We start from the raw sequence: 16,244 nt of genomic DNA, 5'->3' as shown, positions 1-16,244 counted from the left end.
GAACCCACATAACCGATAGAAAAGGGTTAATTAGAACCCAAGCTTGCGCAGCTGCTTGGGGTCACGCTGCCATTCCTTGGCAACCCGCACGTGCAGATCCAGGTAAATTCGCCGGCCCAGCAGCGCCTCGATCTGAGCGCGCGCCTTGATCCCGACGTCCTTCAGCCGCGCGCCCCGGGTGCCGATCACGATCGACTTCTGGCTGTCCCGCTCGATGTAGAGATCGGCGAAGATGCGCAGCAGGTTCTCCTCCTCGACCATCTCCTCGACCAGCACCGCGATCGAGTGCGGCAGCTCGTCGCGCACCCCTTCGAGCGCCGCCTCGCGGATCAGCTCGGCGATCAGCACCTGCTCCGGCTCGTCGGTCAGCACGTCGTCCGGATAGAGCTGCGGCGATTCCGGCAGGTGCCTGATCAACACGTCGACCAGCGTCTCCACCTGATGCCCGGAGACCGCGCTGACCGGCACGATCTCGGCGAAGTCATAGAGCGCGCTGACGTCCAGCAGCCGCTGCGCCAGGGTCGCCGGATCGACCAGGTCGACCTTCGTGACGACCGCGATCACGGTGGCCTTGAGCTCGGCGACCTCGGAGGAGATGAACCGGTCGCCCTTGCCGATCGGCTCGTCCGCCGGGAAGCAGACGCCGATCACGTCGGTCTCGCTCCAGACCTCTTTGACCAGGTCGTTCAGCCGCTCCCCGAGCAGCGTGCGGGGCCGGTGCAGCCCCGGCGTGTCGACCAGCACGAGCTGCGCGTCCGGCCGGTGCAGGATCCCGCGGATCACATGCCGGGTGGTCTGCGGCTTCGACGACGTGATCGCGATCTTCTGCCCGATGATCGCGTTCGTCAGCGTCGACTTGCCCGCGTTGGGCCGCCCCACAAAACAGGCGAAACCCGCGCGATAGACATCCGCCACGGCCACCTGCCGCGCCGCCGCCTTGTGCCGGCCCTTCTTCTTCCCGATACGCGCGCCGCTCTGCTCGGCCAACGGACGGGCCCCAGTCTTCCCGCCTCCCCCGGCAGTCCCACCATCGGCATCGTCCCGCCGCGCATCAGCACGCGCTGTGCTCACGGCTCCGCCGCTCCGCGCAGTGCTGGCTCCGCTGCGCTCCGCCGCTCCGCCCTGCTCCGCACCCACAGCTGCGCCGCTCCGCGAGGTGCTCCCGGCTCCGCCGCTCCGCGAGGTGCTCCCGGCTCCGCCGCTCCGCGAAGTGCTCCCGGCTCCGCCGCTCCGCACCCCGCCTGCGGCTCCGCCGCCCCCGGCCTGCGTCTTACCCGGCAGCCCAGCCGCCCTCCGAGAGCGACGCTCCTGGCGAAGCCGCTCATTGCGCTCCCCCGGCGTCAGCCGCCGCTCCTGCCCACCACCGGCCCCACTCACAGCAGCCCCGCCCGCAACGCCCACTCCCGCCGCGACCCCAGCCCCGGCCCCGGCCTTGGCCCCACCCGCAGCCTTCGCCCCGCCAACAGCAGTGGCCCCGCCCGCAGTCCTTGCTACGCCCGCAGCCTTAGCCCCGCCTGCAGCCTTAGCCCCGCCCGCAGTCCTTGCTACGCCCGCAGCCTTAGCCCCGCCTGCAGCCTTAGCCCCGCCCGCAGCCTTAGCCCCGCTCGCAGCCTTAGCACCGCTCGCAGCCCTTGCCCCGCTACCACCGTGGGCCCTGCTCGGAGTCTCGGCCCCACGCGCGGTCTTTCCGCCGCCAGCAGCCTCGGCCCCGCCCGCGGCGTTCACTCCGCCAGCAGACTTGGCCCTTCCCCGAACCTTGGCCGCGCCCCGCCGCTCAGGCTGTGCCGCTCGCTTGGGTCCGTCCGAGTCGGTCATGTGGTTACCGTGCCGAGCAGTGTCCCGTTCGGGGCCGCCACGTGGATCGGCGCCTCGGGTCCCAGGTCACGCACCGCGGCGTGCCCGGCGCCCTCCAGCGTCGACGCCTCGGTCACCACCGCCGCCGCCTCCAGGGACTTCGCTCCCGCGGCCGCCGCCGAGGCCACCGCCAGCTGCAGGGCGGTCACCGCCAGGCTGGGCAGCGCGACACTCGCCGCCGCATACGTGCGGCCGTCCTGGTCGCGTACCGAAGCACCCTCCAGCGCGCCCACCCGGGCGCGCGAGCTGCGTGCCAGGGTGACCAGCTTCTGATCCTCCGCGCTCAGCGGATCGCCGGCCGTCGACGACGGAACGGTGCTGCCCTCAAGCATCGGCGTGCTGCCTCTCCTCGGTGTCGGAATTGTCATCGGCCTCGTCCGGTTCGGCGGGCGCGATGCGATGCACCAGCACCGAGTCGATCCGGTTGCGCCGGCCGGTAGTGCCCTCGGCGACCAGGTGCAGGCCGTTCACGTCGACCGACGCTCCCGGGATGGGCACCCGGCCGAGCGTCTGCGCGAGCAGGCCGCCGACCGTCTCCACCTCGTCGGCCGGCAGCTCGACGCCGAAGATCTCGCCCAGGTCCTCGATCGGCAGCCGCGCGGTCACCCGCACCGCGCCGTCCTCCAGCGTCTCCACCGGCGGGCGCTCCACGTCGTATTCGTCGGTGATCTCGCCGACGATCTCCTCGAGGATGTCCTCGATGGTGACCAGGCCGGCGGTGCCGCCGTATTCGTCCACCACGATCACCAGGTGGGTGCGCGCCGCCTGCATCTCGGACAGCAGGTCGTCGACCGGCTTGGACTCCGGCACGAAGGTCGCGGCCCGCATCAGCTCGGCCACCGGCATCGCGGTCGCCGCCGGATCGCCGTTTTGCGTGCTCCGCACGACGTCCTTCAGATAGACGACGCCGAGGACGTCGTCCACGCTCTCCCCTATCACCGGGATGCGCGAGAAGCCCGACCGCAGGAACAGGTACAACGCCTGCTGCAGCGTCTTCGCACTCTCTATCCACACCATCTCGGTGCGCGGCACCATCACCTCGCGGGCGATCGTGTCACCCAGCGCGAACACCGAGTGGATCATCTCGCGCTCGCCGTGCTCGACCACGCCGCGCTGCTCGGCCAGGTCGACCAGCTCACGCAACTCGACCTGGCTGCCGAACGGCCCCTCCGGGAAGCCCTTGCCGGGCGTCACCGCGTTGCCGATCAGGATCAGCAGCGACGCCAGCGGGTTGAACACCCGGCCGATCCAGCGCACCAGCGGCGCCGTGGCCCGGCCCACCACATAGGCGTGCTGGCGGCCCACCGTGCGCGGTGCGACGCCCACCACCACGAAGCTGACCAGCGTCATCGCGCCGGCGGTGACCAGCGCGGCCTGCCAGCCGGCCCCCCACGTGTCGACCGCGACGAGCGCCACCAGCGTGGTCGCGGTCAGCTCGCAGAGCAGCCGCAGCAGGAGCAGCAGATTGAGGTGGCGGACCACGTCGCCGGCCACCGCGGTCAGCGCCGCGGCGCCCCGCTTGCCCTCGCGGGCCATCTCGGCCGCGCGGGCCGACGAGACGGTGGCGAGCGCGGCATCGGTCATCGAGGCGAGCCCGGCCAGGAACACCAGGATCACCGCGTAAATCAGCAGTTGAAGATCGGGAAGGCCGCCGTCCATGGGGATCAGCCGGCCCGCCGTCCGGATCGCCAGCTCTGCAGCAGCCGCGCCTGGAGCGCGAACATCTCGCGCTCCTCCTCCGGCTCCGCATGGTCGTAGCCCAGCAGGTGCAGCACCCCGTGCACGGTCAGCAGGTGCAGCTCGTCCGCCGCGGTGTGCCCGGCGGCCGCCGCCTGTTTCGCGGCCACCTCGGGCGCCAGCACGATGTCGCCGAGCAGCGCCGGCTCACCGGTGCCGGCCTCACCCGGACCGTGGTCGACGCTGCCCTCGTCCATCGGGAAGGCGAGCACGTCGGTCGGGCCGTCGCTGCCCATCCACCGATGGTTCAGCTCGGTCATGTAGTCGATGTCGACGAGGAGGATCGACAACTCGGCGAGCGGGTTGACCCCCATCTCGTCGAGCGCGTGCCGAGCCACCGCGAGGATCGCGTCGGTGTCGACCTCGACTCCGGACTCGTTGGCGATCTCGATGGACATTAGGACTTTCCTCTGTAATGCGGCGAAGCCGCTTCGGTGGCTCTCATTGTCGTGATTCAGCGCCGCCGGCCGGCGCGGCCGCCGCCGGCGGCTCGACCCGGCACGGCACGCACGGATTGCGCGGCGGCCTGCTCCTCCTGCGCATCGTCGAATCGCGCATAGGCATCGACGATCTCCGCCACCAGCCGGTGCCGCACGACGTCGGAGCTGGACAACTCGGCGAAGTGCACATCGTCGACGTTGCGCAGGATCTCCCGGACGATCCGCAGCCCACTGGTCGTGCCACCGGGCAGGTCGACCTGCGTCACGTCACCGGTGACCACGATCTTGGCACCGAACCCGAGCCGCGTCAGAAACATCTTCATCTGCTCGGGCGTCGTGTTCTGCGCCTCATCAAGAATGATGAACGCGTCGTTGAGCGTGTTGTGGGTGACGATCAGATCGTCGGTGATGTAGAGCGAATCCTCCGCCGCGACCTGGATGCACACCGTCTCGTCCTCGCCGATCGGCTCGATCGAGTGGATGAAACGCATCGGGCGACCGCCGCCGCTAGCGTCGTAAAGTGCACGCTTGCGCGCCAGCCGGAACGGATCGAGGTTGGCCGGCAGGCGGATGTCCAGCACGAATGCGTCGTTACGGTGGTGCACCTCGCGTCCCCGGGCGAGGCCGGGCTTACGGCCCTCAGCGACCCGGCGGCGCACATACGCCACCCCGCCCAGCGACCTGACCAGGAAGATCACGTCGTCGCGCAGCCGCTCGGAGGATGTCGTGTACTGAATCCGACAGGTGCGCCCGTTCTGGACCACCGGGCCGCCGTCGCTGTCGAGGAGTCCCTGCAGCAGGTAGAGCCGAGCCACCCCGCTATTGATCTTGTAGATCTCCGGCACGAACTTGGTGTCCGACCGCGTGCCGGCGAGGCCGAGTTCACGCAGGGCGACGGTCACCGGGTTCGCGGTGATCACACCACCGCGCCCACCCGACTCGTTGTGCAGCACATAGTCCACCTCGTTCTTGCGGACCACGGTGATGCCGGGCAGTGCGCGTTCCAGGCTTTCGGCCAGCTCAGGGTCCGCGGTCGTGAACGACGGCGTGGTGCTCGTGGTCAGGCAGCCGTCACCCAGCAACAGGCCCAGCGCATACGGATCGATCGGCAGCTCAGGGCTGATGAACTCGGCCGGCTCGGTGAGCGGCAGCTCGTACCGGTGAACCGCGCCGCGGCGCAGCTTGCCGATCATCTCCTGGGTTTCGAGCGTCCGCCACGGTCGGCCGTGGCTGCGGTCGTCCACGGTCCGCACGGTCCATAGGTGCTCGCCGCACGCCACCGTCGAGGCGCCATCCTGCGTGGTGACCCGGTAGACCTGCTTCCGGCCTTGCGGGTAAACGCCCAGCACCGGCGTGGGCAGTCCGTCGGAGGCCACCACCATGTCGCCGACCCGCAGGTCGCCGATCTGGCGCCAGCCGACCGGAGTGAGCACCTTGGCCGTCAGCGGCTGCGCCCGGCCTCGCATGTACGCCAGCGGCGCGACCTCGATCGTGCCGGCCTGCATCAGGCGCGGGATCGACTCGGGGTCGAGCATGTCGTGCAGGGCGTCGTAGAGCGGCCGCAGATAGGGGTCGATCTTCTCGTTGAGCGTGCCGGGCAGGAAGCCCAGCCGCTCGCCCGCCTCGACCGCCGGCCGGGTCAGGATGATGCGGCTGACCTGCTTGGCCTGCAGCGCCTGGACCGCCTTGGCCATCGCCAGGTAAGTCTTGCCGGTGCCGGCCGGGCCGATGCCGAAGACGATCGTGTTCTCGTCGATCGAGTCCACATATCGCTTCTGACCCAGGGTCTTGGGGCGGATGGTGCGCCCGCGCCGGGAGAGGATGTTGAGCGTCAGCACCTCGGCGGGGCGCTCCGAGGTGTTCTGCTCGAGCATCGCGACGGTGCGCCGGACGGCGTCGACGGTCAGCGTCTCGCCCTTCTCCACCAGCTCGATGAGCTCGGAGAAGAGACGCTCGGCGGTCGCGTTGTCGGCCGGCGAGCCGGTCACGGTGATCTCGTTGCCACGGACATGCACGTCACTGGTGAGTGTGCGCTCGATCAGGCGCAGGATCTCGTCCTTGGCGCCCAGCAGGTTCACCATGATCTTCGGATCCGAGACCGAGATCCTGGTTTGCACCCGAGCCGCGCCGGACGCGCTCGAAGGGTGGTCAGTGCTGGTCATAGGGGCGGCCCCGGGGGCCTACGCCACCTGCTCTCTGTCTTGCGCCGTAAGGACCGTGCCATCGTATCCGCTCGCCGCCGCACACGCCGACACCATTAGGGCCGCTCACCGGCTGATGCGGGAACACCGTCGAAGGCTTCCAACTGCCGGGTGAGGCGGTAGGTGGCCCAGTGCATCCGCGTGGTCACACCGCGCTCATCACGGTCGAGCCGGAGCAACTCGCCGGCCTCCCGCCCGGAGATCGTGCGGAGCACGTCGGGGTTGTCCGGCAGCGGCCGGAACACGGCCGGCGGCCGGTCGGCGGGGGCGTCCGGCGCGCGCGCCCGCAGGGTGCCGTCATGCCAGGAGAACACGAACGGGAAGCCCTCGCTCCACCACTGGCCGAGCACCGACTGATAGGCCGCCGGGGCGGGCTCGCCGATGCTCCACGCCTTGATCGCGGCCGGCTCGAGCTCGATGGCGAGCCGCAGCAGCTCGTGCGGCAGGTCGCCGATCGAGGCGGCGGTGCCGGAGGAGGCCAGCACCGCGCAGCCGAGCGCGCCGGGGTTGCCCTCGCCTCCGCGCCGCCCATAGACCGCGGCGAGGAAGCCGGGCATCGCGCCGTCGTGGCCGACGTGCACGACCCGCTTGCCCATCGGCTGCAGGATCAGGCCGAGGCCGAAGCCGGCGCCCCAGAGCTGCTCGTCGGTGGTGGTCAGCGGCCAGCGCATCTCGTCGACCGAGTCGGCGGCGAGCACCTCGCCCTTGGGGTCGACGATCTCGGGGCTGGTCAGGAAGGCGGCCCATCGGGCCTGGTCGGCGGCGGTGCTCCAGAGCTGGGCGGCGGGTGCGGCGCCGCCTGCGTCCACCCGGGGCTCGGGGTGCGCGGCGTCGGAGAAGGCGTCCACCAGCCAGCCGACGGCGGCGTGATCGGTCGGCTCATAGGTGGTCGCGTCGAGGCCGAGCGGGGTGAGCACGCGCTCCTGCAGCACCTCGGCCCAGGTGCCGCCGCGCAGCCGGGCGACGAGCTGGCCGAGCACGGCGAGGGCGAGGTTGGAGTAGTGGAAGCGGCGCGCGTTGGGCAGCACCCGCTCGGCGCGCTCGAGGTCGGCGAGCATCCGGTCGGGGGCCGGCATCTCCAGCTTGTCCCACACGTCGCCGTGCGGCTCGCGCTGGAAGCCGGAGGTGTGCGAGAGCATCCGCCGGATCGTGGCGTCGCCGTGCGCGGGCACGTCGAGGTGCCGGGACACCGGGTCGTCGAGGTCGAGCAGGCCGTCGTCGCGGGCCTGCATGACCAGCACCGCGGTGAACGTCTTGGTGACCGAGCCGATCCGGAAGCGGGAGTCGGCGTCGAGCGGGTGCCCGGTGTTGCCGGAGTCGCCGATCGTGCAGGTCCAGAGGCTCTGGTCGGCTCGGTGCAGCGCGACCGAGAGGGCGGGCACCCGGGCGTCGGCCTGGACCTTGCGGACGGCCCGCTCGAGGCGGGAGTGGGCGGCGCTCACCCGGCCACCACCATGGGTCCGAGCGGACGGCCGCCGACCACGTGACCGTGGGCGTGGAACACTTCCTGGCCCGCCCATCCCCCGTTGTTGAAGATCAGCCGGAATCCGTCGCCGCGCAGCCCCTCGGCCTCGGCGACCGCGGCGGCCGCGGCCAGCACGTCGGCGGCGCCGGCCGGGTCGGCCAGGGCGAGCGCGACCACGTCGGAGTGATGCTCCTTGGGGATCACCAGGACGTGCACCGGCGCCTTCGGGTCGATGTCGCGGAAGGCCAGCGTGGTGTCGGTCTCGTGCACGACCGTGGCCGGGATCTCCCCCGCGACGATCCGGCAGAACAGGCAGTCGTTGTCCACCCGAAAGATCCTAGGGTGCTGGTATGACAAATCGCGCGGTACTGGTGACCGGTTCATCGCGGGGGCTGGGCAGGGCGATCGCGATGCGGTTCGCGGCGGGCGGCGATCGGGTCGCGGTGCATCACCGCGCTTCCGCGGCGATGGCCGAGTCGCTGGTCAAGGAGCTGCCCGGAGAGGGCCACGTCGTGGTCCGGGCCGACATGGCAGACCCCGAGGGGGTACGCGCCATGGTGGACGACGCCGCGGCCCGGCTCGGCGGCCTGGACGTGCTGGTCAACAACGCCGGAATTTACGGTGCCTTCAGTCCGGTCAAGGGTGGCGGCGGGGCTGTGGATGGCAGCCCACCGGCCGTGAAGTTTCTGGAGAACGGCTACGAGGCGTGGCAGCGGATGTGGAAGGACACCTTCGACGTCAACCTGTTCGGCGCCGCCAACGCGTCCTGGGCCGCGGTCCAGCACATGCGCACGGGCGGCGGCCGGATCGTCAACGTCTCGTCCCGCGGCGCGTTCCGGGGCGAGCCGGAGCAGCCGGCCTACGGCGCGTCGAAGGCCGCGATGAACTCGATGGGCCAGTCCCTGGCGGTGGCGCTGGCGCCCTACGGGATCGCGGTGGCGACCGTGGCGCCGGGCTTCATCGAGACCGACATGACCAACGAGCACCTCAAGGCCGAGCGCGGCGACGCGATCCGGGCGCAGAGCCCGTTCCACCGGGTGGCCCAGCCGGACGAGGTGGCGAGCGCGGTGCACTGGCTGGCGTCGCCGGACGCGCTCTGGGCGTCGGGCGCCATCGTCGACATGAATGGCGCTTCGTATCTGCGCACGTGAGAGGGATGACAGGATCATGTCGTGAGCGACATGATCGACGGCCTGGTGCGGGAGCTGACCCTCGAGGAGAAGGCGGAGTTGGTGACCGGCCGGGACTTCTGGTCGTTGCCCGCGATCCCGCGGATCGGCCTGCGGTCGCTGATCATGTCGGACGGCCCGGTCGGCGTGCGTGGCACCGGCTGGGCGCCGGAGGACCCGTCGATCGCGCTGCCCAGCCCGACCGCGGTGGCCGCGACCTGGGATCCGGAGCTGGCCGGGCGGGCCGGCCGGGTGCTCGGCCAGGAGGCCCGGCGCAAGGGTGTGCATGTGCTGCTGGCCCCGACGGTGAATCTGCACCGCACCCCGCTGGGTGGCCGGCACTTCGAGTGCTATTCGGAGGATCCACTGCTCAGCGGCGAGATCGCGGCGGGTTTCGTGGCGGGGGTGCAGGCGCACGGCGTGGCCACGACGGTGAAGCATCTGGTCGGCAACGACTTCGAGACCGCGCGCATGGAGGCCGACGTGCGGATCTCGGAGCGGGCGCTGCGGGAGATCTATCTGGCGCCGTTCGAGCGGGTGGTGCGGGCCGGCGGCTGGGGTGTGATGTCCGCGTACAACGGGGTGAACGGGCTGCCGATGGCCGCGCACGGGCCGCTGCAGCAGGGCGTGTTGAAGGACGAGTGGGGCTTCGACGGGTTCGTGGTGTCCGACTGGCGGGCCGCTCGGGACACGGTGCCGGCCGCGCTGGGCGGGCTCGACGTGGCCATGCCCGCGCTGGAGAGTCCCTGGTCGGAGGGCCGGCTGGCGGCCGCGGTGCGGTCCGGCGCGGTGCCCGAGGCGGTGCTCGACGACAAGGTGCGGCGGGTGCTGCGGCTGGCGTTGCGGGTGGGTGCGCTGGACGGCGGGCCGGTGGTGACGCCGCCACCCGAGCTGGACGGTGCGGCGGTGGCGCACGAGGTGGCGGCGCGGTCCTTCGTGCTGCTGCGCAACGAGGGCTACACGTTGCCGCTGGAGGCGGCGGCGCTGACCCGGGTGGCGCTGATCGGCGCGCTGGCGATGGACGCGCGGGTGCTCGGCGGCGGCAGCGCGACGGTGACGCCGCCGCACGTGATCTCGCCGCAGGACGGGCTGGGCCGGGCACTGTCCGGGGTGGACGTGCGCTATGCGATCGGCGCCGACCCGCGGCCGTTCCTGCCGCCGGCGCGCGGTCCGGAGTGGACCGGCATGACGGTGGCGGTGAGCGGCGCGGGGGTGCGGCACGAGTTCCCGGTCGAGCAGGCGTCCCTGCGCTGGCTCGGTGACCTGCCCGGGCGGCTCGATCCCGAGGTCGTGACCGAGGTGCGGTTCGGTGCCACGTTCACGCCTTCGGTGGGTGGGGAGCACTGTTTCGCGGTGTCCGGGTTCGGCAGTTACGAGCTGACCGTGGGCGGGCAGCGGCTCTATCAGGGCAGCCTGCATCCGCCGGGGGCGTTGCGGGCGGAGTTGCTGCTGGATCCGCGGGAGTTTCGGGCCGACGTGACGCTGCCGGCGGGCGTACCGGTCGAGGTTGTCCTGACCAGGACCAATGCGCCTGGCTTGGCGCACACGGTGGCGGCGACGCTGGGGCACCGCGGGCCCGGACCGGACGCTGAGGGCCTGATCGCCGAGGCCGTCGGCCTCGCGGCCGAGGCCGACGTCGCGATCGTGGTGGTGGGCACGACCGAGCAGACCGAGTCCGAGGGCTTCGACCGCAAGTCACTCTCGCTGCCGGGCCGGCAGGACGAGCTCGTGGTACGCGTGGCCGCCGCGAACCCGAAGACGGTGGTGGTCGTGAACGCCGGCGCCCCGGTGCTGATGCCCTGGGCGGACGACGTGGCGGCGGTCCTGCTCACCTGGTTCCCGGGCCAGGAGGCCGGCGCCGCCCTGGCCGACGTGCTGCTCGGCGTGACCGAGCCGGGCGGCCGCCTGCCGACCACCTGGCCGCGCCGCGCGGAGGACTGCCCGATCCTCGACATCGACCTGCGCGACGACGTGATGTCCTACGACGAGGGTGTGTTCGTGGGTTATCGCGCCTGGCAGCGGTCCGGCGCGACCCCGCACTTCGCCTTCGGGCACGGCCTGGGCTACACCTCGTGGCAATACGAAGAGTTGCGGGTGGACGACGGCCTGGCGGTGGTGACGGTGACCAACACGGGCGCGCGGGCCGGCCGCGAGGTGATCCAGATCTACGTGTCCTCGGCCGACTCCGAACCCGAGCGCCCGGCCCGCTGGCTGGCCGGGTTCGCGCCGGTGCAGGCGCATCCGGGCGAGAGTGTGACGGTGCACGTGCCGTTGCCGGACCGCGCGTTCCAGATCTGGGACGACGGCTGGCGGACGATCAAGGGGACCTATGCGATCACCGCGGCGCACGCCCTCGACGACCCGCGCCTGACCGCCGATCTGGAGGTCTGAATGCTGTTCCGGCAGGACGCGCTGGACAAGATCCGGGACGGGCGGGTGTCCGTGGTGTTCCGGCGGTGGCGGCACGCCCGGGTGCTGGCCGGCAGCCGGCTGCGCACGATGATCGGCGTGATCGAGGTCAAGGCCGTCGATCGCATCTCGCGGATCTCCGCGGCCGACGCGAAGCTCGCCGGCTATCCCACGGCGACCGCAGCGACCGCCGACGTGCCGGGACAGGGCGATTTGTTCCGGGTGGAGGTCGGCTTCGCCGGGACCGACCCGCGCATCGCGCTGCGTGCGGATCTCTCCGATCTGGAGGCGGTGATCACCCGCCTGGACCGGATGGACGCGACCAGCAAGCGGGGGCCGTGGACCCGGCGCATTCTCGCGCTGATCGCGGCGAAGCCCGCCGTCCGGGCCGGCGACATCTTCGCCGAGGCCGGCTATCCGGACATGCTGACCTTCAAGCGCGAGGTGCGGCGGCTCAAGGAGCTGGGCCTGACCGAGAGCCTGGAGGTGGGCTACCGGCTGTCGCCGAGGGGCGCGGCCGTCTGGGCCCGGATGCCGGAGAGCAACAGCCCCAATCCATAGGAGAACTGATCTCGCCTATCTGTTCCGGAACGACTCGTGGCGGGCGGACAACCCGTTCCTCGCGCCCGACCTGATTCTCTGCGCCGCGCTGCTGATCGCCGCCGCGACACCGGACCGGGTCGCCCGGATCGCCCTGCCGGCCGCGTTCTGCTACACCGCCGGCGTGTTCGTCACCTCGGTCGCGTCCTATGCGGTGGACGGCCGGCTGGGCGTGCCGAGCCTGGTCGGGGTGCTGGTCTCGGTGGGGGTGGTGGTGGCCCTTCAGCTGCGGCCGGGGCCGCGCGACTCCCAGGCGCGGAACAGCCGGGCGTAACGGCCGCCGGCCGCGACCAGGTCGGCGTGCGGTCCTTCCTCGACGATCTCGCCGTGCTCCAGCAGGATCACCCGGTCCGCCGTCGCCGCCTGGGTCAGCCGGTGCGCCACGATCAGCACGGTCCGCCCGGCGGTGGCCGCCCGGGCCGCCTTCTCCAGGTCGCGGGCGCCCGCGCTGCCCGCCTCCGCGGTCGCCTCGTCCAGCACCGCCACCGCGGGATCGGCCAGCACCAGCCGGGCCAGCGCCAGCTGCTGCGCCTGCGCCGCGGTCAGCGCCCGGCCACCCTCGCCGACCTGAGTGTCCAGCAGTTCCTCGGCCCAGCCGCGGGCCCCGACCGTGGCCAGCGCGGCGAGCACCTCCGATTCGGTGGCGCCCGGCCGGGCCAGCCGCAGATCCTCGATCAGCGGCCCGGCGAAGACGTGTGTCTCCTGGCTCACCACCGCGACCGCCGACGCGGGCAGCCCGGCCGCCGGCACTCCGCCGATCAGCGCGTCGCCGCCGTCCGGCCGCAGCAGCCCGGCCGCGATCGACGCGACAGTGGTCTTGCCCGCGCCGGTCGAGCCGACCAGCGCCACCCGCTCCCCCGGCGCCAGCCGCAGGCTCACCCCGCGCAGCACCGGCGTGCTGCCGTCATAGCTGAAGTCCACGTCGCGCAGCTCGAGGCTCGAGTCCCGCGGCCGGGCGGTCGGCGGCGGCGCGATCAGCCCGGCCAGGTTGCGCACGCCGACCACCCGGGCCAGGCTCGCCCCGGCCTCCTGCACGTCGTCGAAGGTGTAGAGCAGCATGCCGATCGGGTTGAACAGGCGGTGGAACAGCACCGCCGCGGCGGCCGTCTCGCCGACCGTGCCGGTGCCGGTGCGGACCAGCCAGAAGCCGGTGATCAGGATCGCCGCCAGCCCGATGAACTCACTGCGGTTGGCCCGCCCGACAAACCTGGTGAACAGCGTGAACACCCCGACCTCGAGCCTGCGGGCGGCCGTCGACGCCTCGTCCAGCGCCTCCAGATGCCGCTGCTCCCGCCGGTACGCGTGCACCGTCCGGACCCCCTGCATGCTCTCCACCAGCAGCTGCGACCGGTTGGCGACGGCCACCCGCTCGGCCGCGTAGACCGGCGCCGACCGGGGCAGGTACCAGCGCAGGGCCAGCACATAGGACGGCGCCGCGAGCAGTCCGGCCAGGCCCAGCCGCCAGTCCAGCCCGACCATCGCGGCCAGGCTGAGCACCGCCAGCAGCAGCGCGCCCAGGACGTTGGGCAGCACCCCGGCCGCCGAGTTGCCGATCGCGGCCACGTCGGCGCCGACCCGGGACAGCAGGTCACCCCGGCCGGCCTGGTCCAGCACGGTGGTCGGCAGGCGCAGGGCGATCTCGACCGTACGCTCGCGCAACCCGGCCAGGATCCGCTCGCCGAGCCGGGTGATCAGCCAGGCGGACAGTCCCGTGGCCAGCCCACCGACCACGGCGGACACCACGATGACCACGGTGATCGGCACGATCGCGCGCACCCCGGCGCCGGCCCGCACCTGGTCGACCAGCCGGCCCAGCGCATAGACCGGGATCACCGAGGTGGCCGCGGCGAGCAGCCCGGCCAGCACGGTCGACGTCAGCTCACCCCGGCGGGCGGCGAGCTGGCGGCGCAGCCAGGTCCAGGTCTGCCCGGCCGACGCGATGGGCAGCCCGGTCGTCGCAGATCGGGTCATCGCAACACCGCCGCTTGATAGGCCGGATCACCGGCGGCGAGCGAGGCGTGCGAACCCTCGGCGGTCACCGTGCCGTCGCCGATCAGTACCACCCGGTCGGTCTGCGCGAGCAGCGCCGGGCTGCTGGTCACCACCACCGTGGCGTGCCCCGAGCCGGGCCCGTGCCGCAGCGCCCGGATGCCCTGCGCGATGGAGTGTTCGGTGACCGCGTCCACCGCCGTGGTCGGGTCGTGCAGCACCAGCAGCGGCGGCGCCGCCATCAGCGCCCGAGCCAGCGCCAGCCGCTGCCGCTGCCCGCCGGACAGCGACATGCCGCGCTCGGCGACCGGATGCTCCAGCCCGGCCGGGTGCAGCGCGACCACGTCGTCCGCGGCCGAGGCGCGCAGCGCGGCCGCGACATCGTCCGCGTGATCAGGGTCGGGGGTGATGTTCGAGCGGATCGTGCCGGTGAAGAGGTCGGTGTGGTGCGGCTCGACCAGCAGCACCTCGCGGGCCTCGTGCGGGGACGCGCCGGCCACCGTGATCGCGCCGTGGTCGGGCAGGCGGCGGCCGCCGAGCAGGTCGACCAGTTCCTCGGCGTCGGCCGGTCGCAGGGCCACCACCCCGACGAACTCGCCGGGCCGCACCCGCAGGTCGAGCTGCCGCAAGGGGCCGCTGCGCAGGTCGCGGACGGCGAGCTCGGCCGGGCCGGACGCCGGGGTCGCGGCGGTTTCGGGCAGCAGGTGCCCGGCGCCGAGCACCAGGGCGAGCCGCCGGGCCGAGCCGCGCGCCTCGGCCAGCCAGCCGGGCACGATGGCCAGCGTGTCGAACGGCTCGGCGAGGAACTGGGCCAGCCCGATCACGGTGATGAACTGGCCGGCGGTGATCCGGCCGGTGAGCGCGAACCAGCCGGCCAGGATGGCCACACCGCAGGCCAGCAGGGTGCTCACCGTGGTGCTGCCGGCGGCGAAGCCGGCCCGGAAGCGGGCCGCGTGCAGGGTGGCCCCCAGCGCCTGCCGGCTGACCTCCCGGTAGCGCCGGGCGGCCGCCTCCTGCGCGCCGATCCCACGCAGCGGTCGCAGCCCGGTGACCAGGTCGGTGGCGAGCGACGACGAGCGCCCGGCCAGGCGTTGCTGCTCGCCGTAACGCCGGGTCATCATCGGGGCGCTGAGCTGCAGGGCGGCCAGCACGGCCGGGGTGCCGATCAGCACCGCCAGGCCGAGCGGCACCGAGATCGCGAACAGAGCGGCCGCGCTGACCCCGGTCGCCACCAGGGCGCCGATCACCCGCGGCAGGTGATCCAGCAGATAGGCGGTCTGGCCGGTGTCGTCCGTGGTGATCGTCAGCAGGTCGCCGGCCTGCAGATCGGTGCGCAGGCCACGCGGGTCGATGATCCGGCCGGCCACCTCGGAGCGCAGCCGGTGCGACTCGCCGGCGATCGCCTTGACCAGCTGCCGCGCCCCCTGCCGATAGGCCGTGGTGAGAAACAGGAAGAGCACCCCCAGGGCGGCGATCGAGCCGGCCAGCTGCCCGAGGTCGCCGGTCGCGACGGCCCGGTCGATGGTGACCCCGATCAGGATCGGCACCGACGCCTCGCAGGTCTGGTGCAGGGCATAGAGCAGGGTGCCCACGGTGACGCGACGCTTGTTGCGGCCCAGGGTCCGGCGCAGGATCCGGGCCGGGGTCACCATCGGCGCAGGCGCGTGGACAGGACGGCGATCGCGGCGACCCCGGCCGTGCTGGTGCGCAGCACCGTCTCGCCGAGCCGCACGGGGGTGGCGCCGGCGCCCGCGAAGACGTCGAGCTCGGCGTCCGCGATGCCGCCCTCCGGCCCGACCACCAGCACGATCTCGCCGGCCGGCGGCAGCTCGACCCCGGTCAGCGGCTCGGTCGCGGCCTCGTGCAGCACGAACGCGCCGGCTGCGGCGGAGAGCCGGGCGGCCACCTGCTTGGTGCTCGCGTCCGGGTCGCCGGAGACCAGTGGCAGATGGGCGCGGCGGGCCTGCTTCGCCGCCTCGCGGGCGGTGGCCGACCACTTGGCGCGGGCCTTGTGGCCGCGGTCGCCGCGCCACTGCACGATCGACCGGGTCGCCGCCCACGGGACGATCTCGTCCACGCCGACCTCGGTCATCGCCTGCACGGCGAGCTCGCCTCGGTCGCCCTTGGGCAGGCCCTGGATCACCACGAGCGCGGGGTCGGGCTTCGCTTCGAACGACCTGCTTTTGATCAGGAGCGTCACACTGCCGCGGCCGACCCCGGTGACCTCGGCCGACGCGGTCGAGCCCCGGCCGTCGGCGAGGGTGACCTGCTCGCCGGGCCGGACCCGCTGCACGTCGGCGGCGTGGTGGCCCTCGGGGCCGTCGAGCGTCGTCAGGTCACCCGGTGGCAGCTCGGCCACCAGGAAGAGGGGTGCGGACAT

13 protein-coding genes and 3 pseudogenes are annotated in these 16,244 nt (G+C 72.6%); 4 read left to right on the top strand and 12 right to left on the bottom strand.

The window, feature by feature from the left end:
• Positions 1-30: 30 nt before the first annotated feature.
• The 9 genes and pseudogenes from era to ACZ6TI_RS31125 form a co-directional block, all read right to left on the bottom strand.
• Positions 31-921: a GTPase Era gene (gene era, locus ACZ6TI_RS31165; protein WP_465348949.1), complete on the bottom strand. Its 891-nt coding sequence runs from the start codon at positions 919-921 to the stop codon at positions 31-33.
• A gap of 890 nt (positions 922-1,811) precedes the next feature.
• On the bottom strand, positions 1,812-2,186 hold the full coding sequence (locus ACZ6TI_RS31160; protein ID WP_465348749.1) for a cytidine deaminase: 375 nt from the start codon (positions 2,184-2,186) through the stop codon (positions 1,812-1,814).
• Positions 2,179-3,513: a hemolysin family protein gene (locus ACZ6TI_RS31155; protein WP_465348748.1), complete on the bottom strand. Its 1,335-nt coding sequence runs from the start codon at positions 3,511-3,513 to the stop codon at positions 2,179-2,181. Before ACZ6TI_RS31155 ends, ACZ6TI_RS31160 begins: the two co-directional genes overlap by 8 nt.
• Positions 3,514-3,518: 5 nt before the next feature.
• Entirely contained in the window at positions 3,519-3,989 is a 471-nt protein-coding gene (gene ybeY, locus ACZ6TI_RS31150) for an rRNA maturation RNase YbeY (protein WP_465348747.1), read from the bottom strand.
• A gap of 56 nt (positions 3,990-4,045) precedes the next feature.
• Positions 4,046-4,411: pseudogene (locus ACZ6TI_RS31145) on the bottom strand (PhoH family protein); the annotation flags it as partial.
• A 255-nt stretch (positions 4,412-4,666) separates the two neighbouring features.
• Positions 4,667-5,224 (bottom strand): annotated as a pseudogene (locus ACZ6TI_RS31140) (LAGLIDADG family homing endonuclease); the annotation flags it as partial.
• Between the two features lie 261 nt (positions 5,225-5,485).
• Positions 5,486-6,193, bottom strand: a pseudogene (locus tag ACZ6TI_RS31135) (PhoH family protein); the annotation flags it as partial.
• A gap of 95 nt (positions 6,194-6,288) precedes the next feature.
• On the bottom strand, positions 6,289-7,674 hold the full coding sequence (locus ACZ6TI_RS31130; protein ID WP_465348746.1) for a serine hydrolase domain-containing protein: 1,386 nt from the start codon (positions 7,672-7,674) through the stop codon (positions 6,289-6,291).
• Entirely contained in the window at positions 7,671-8,024 is a 354-nt protein-coding gene (locus tag ACZ6TI_RS31125) for an HIT domain-containing protein (protein ID WP_465348745.1), read from the bottom strand. Before ACZ6TI_RS31125 ends, ACZ6TI_RS31130 begins: the two co-directional genes overlap by 4 nt.
• Before the next feature lie 23 nt (positions 8,025-8,047).
• Here ACZ6TI_RS31125 and ACZ6TI_RS31120 point away from each other — a divergent pair, with 23 nt between their 5' ends.
• From ACZ6TI_RS31120 to ACZ6TI_RS31105, 4 genes are all read left to right on the top strand, one after another.
• Positions 8,048-8,848: an SDR family NAD(P)-dependent oxidoreductase gene (locus tag ACZ6TI_RS31120; RefSeq protein ID WP_465348744.1), complete on the top strand. Its 801-nt coding sequence runs from the start codon at positions 8,048-8,050 to the stop codon at positions 8,846-8,848.
• A 30-nt stretch (positions 8,849-8,878) separates the two neighbouring features.
• The gene (locus ACZ6TI_RS31115; protein WP_465348948.1) at positions 8,879-11,257 is read left to right on the top strand and encodes a beta-glucosidase; all 2,379 of its coding nucleotides are present in this window, start codon (positions 8,879-8,881) and stop codon (positions 11,255-11,257) included.
• The gene (locus ACZ6TI_RS31110; protein ID WP_465348743.1) at positions 11,258-11,836 is read left to right on the top strand and encodes a hypothetical protein; all 579 of its coding nucleotides are present in this window, start codon (positions 11,258-11,260) and stop codon (positions 11,834-11,836) included.
• Positions 11,837-11,999: 163 nt separating this feature from the next.
• Positions 12,000-12,149: a hypothetical protein gene (locus tag ACZ6TI_RS31105; RefSeq protein ID WP_465348742.1), complete on the top strand. Its 150-nt coding sequence runs from the start codon at positions 12,000-12,002 to the stop codon at positions 12,147-12,149.
• Here the strand turns inward: ACZ6TI_RS31105 and ACZ6TI_RS31100 are convergent.
• The 3 genes from ACZ6TI_RS31100 to ACZ6TI_RS31090 are packed head-to-tail and all read right to left on the bottom strand — an operon-like array spanning position 12,098 to position 16,244.
• A complete protein-coding gene (locus ACZ6TI_RS31100) occupies positions 12,098-13,846 on the bottom strand; it encodes an ABC transporter ATP-binding protein (RefSeq protein ID WP_465348741.1) in 1,749 nt (582 codons plus the stop codon). The genes ACZ6TI_RS31105 and ACZ6TI_RS31100 overlap by 52 nt on opposite strands.
• Positions 13,843-15,516: an ABC transporter transmembrane domain-containing protein gene (locus ACZ6TI_RS31095; protein ID WP_465348740.1), complete on the bottom strand. Its 1,674-nt coding sequence runs from the start codon at positions 15,514-15,516 to the stop codon at positions 13,843-13,845. The genes ACZ6TI_RS31100 and ACZ6TI_RS31095 overlap by 4 nt, the downstream gene beginning before the upstream one ends.
• Entirely contained in the window at positions 15,510-16,244 is a 735-nt protein-coding gene (locus ACZ6TI_RS31090; protein ID WP_465348739.1) for a 16S rRNA (uracil(1498)-N(3))-methyltransferase, read from the bottom strand. The genes ACZ6TI_RS31095 and ACZ6TI_RS31090 overlap by 7 nt, the downstream gene beginning before the upstream one ends.

The organism is Actinoplanes sp. NPDC051388 (assembly GCF_055586225.1).
The sequence above is the reverse complement of the archived record's forward strand: the minus strand, read 5'-3'. Positions and strand labels throughout refer to the sequence as shown.

Excerpts from the sequence above, each read along its gene's own strand:
- ACZ6TI_RS31100 (WP_465348741.1), bottom strand. The coding sequence starts at position 13,846 with ATGACCCGATCTGCGACGACCGGGCTGCCCATCGCGTCGGCCGGGCAG.
- ACZ6TI_RS31155 (WP_465348748.1), bottom strand. The coding sequence starts at position 3,513 with ATGGACGGCGGCCTTCCCGATCTTCAACTGCTGATTTACGCGGTGATC.
- ACZ6TI_RS31120 (WP_465348744.1), top strand. The coding sequence starts at position 8,048 with ATGACAAATCGCGCGGTACTGGTGACCGGTTCATCGCGGGGGCTGGGC.
- ybeY (WP_465348747.1), bottom strand. The coding sequence starts at position 3,989 with ATGTCCATCGAGATCGCCAACGAGTCCGGAGTCGAGGTCGACACCGAC.
- ACZ6TI_RS31160 (WP_465348749.1), bottom strand. The coding sequence starts at position 2,186 with ATGCTTGAGGGCAGCACCGTTCCGTCGTCGACGGCCGGCGATCCGCTG.
- ACZ6TI_RS31115 (WP_465348948.1), top strand. The coding sequence starts at position 8,879 with ATGATCGACGGCCTGGTGCGGGAGCTGACCCTCGAGGAGAAGGCGGAG.
- ACZ6TI_RS31095 (WP_465348740.1), bottom strand. The coding sequence starts at position 15,516 with ATGGTGACCCCGGCCCGGATCCTGCGCCGGACCCTGGGCCGCAACAAG.
- ACZ6TI_RS31090 (WP_465348739.1), bottom strand. The coding sequence starts at position 16,244 with ATGTCCGCACCCCTCTTCCTGGTGGCCGAGCTGCCACCGGGTGACCTG.
- ACZ6TI_RS31110 (WP_465348743.1), top strand. The coding sequence starts at position 11,258 with ATGCTGTTCCGGCAGGACGCGCTGGACAAGATCCGGGACGGGCGGGTG.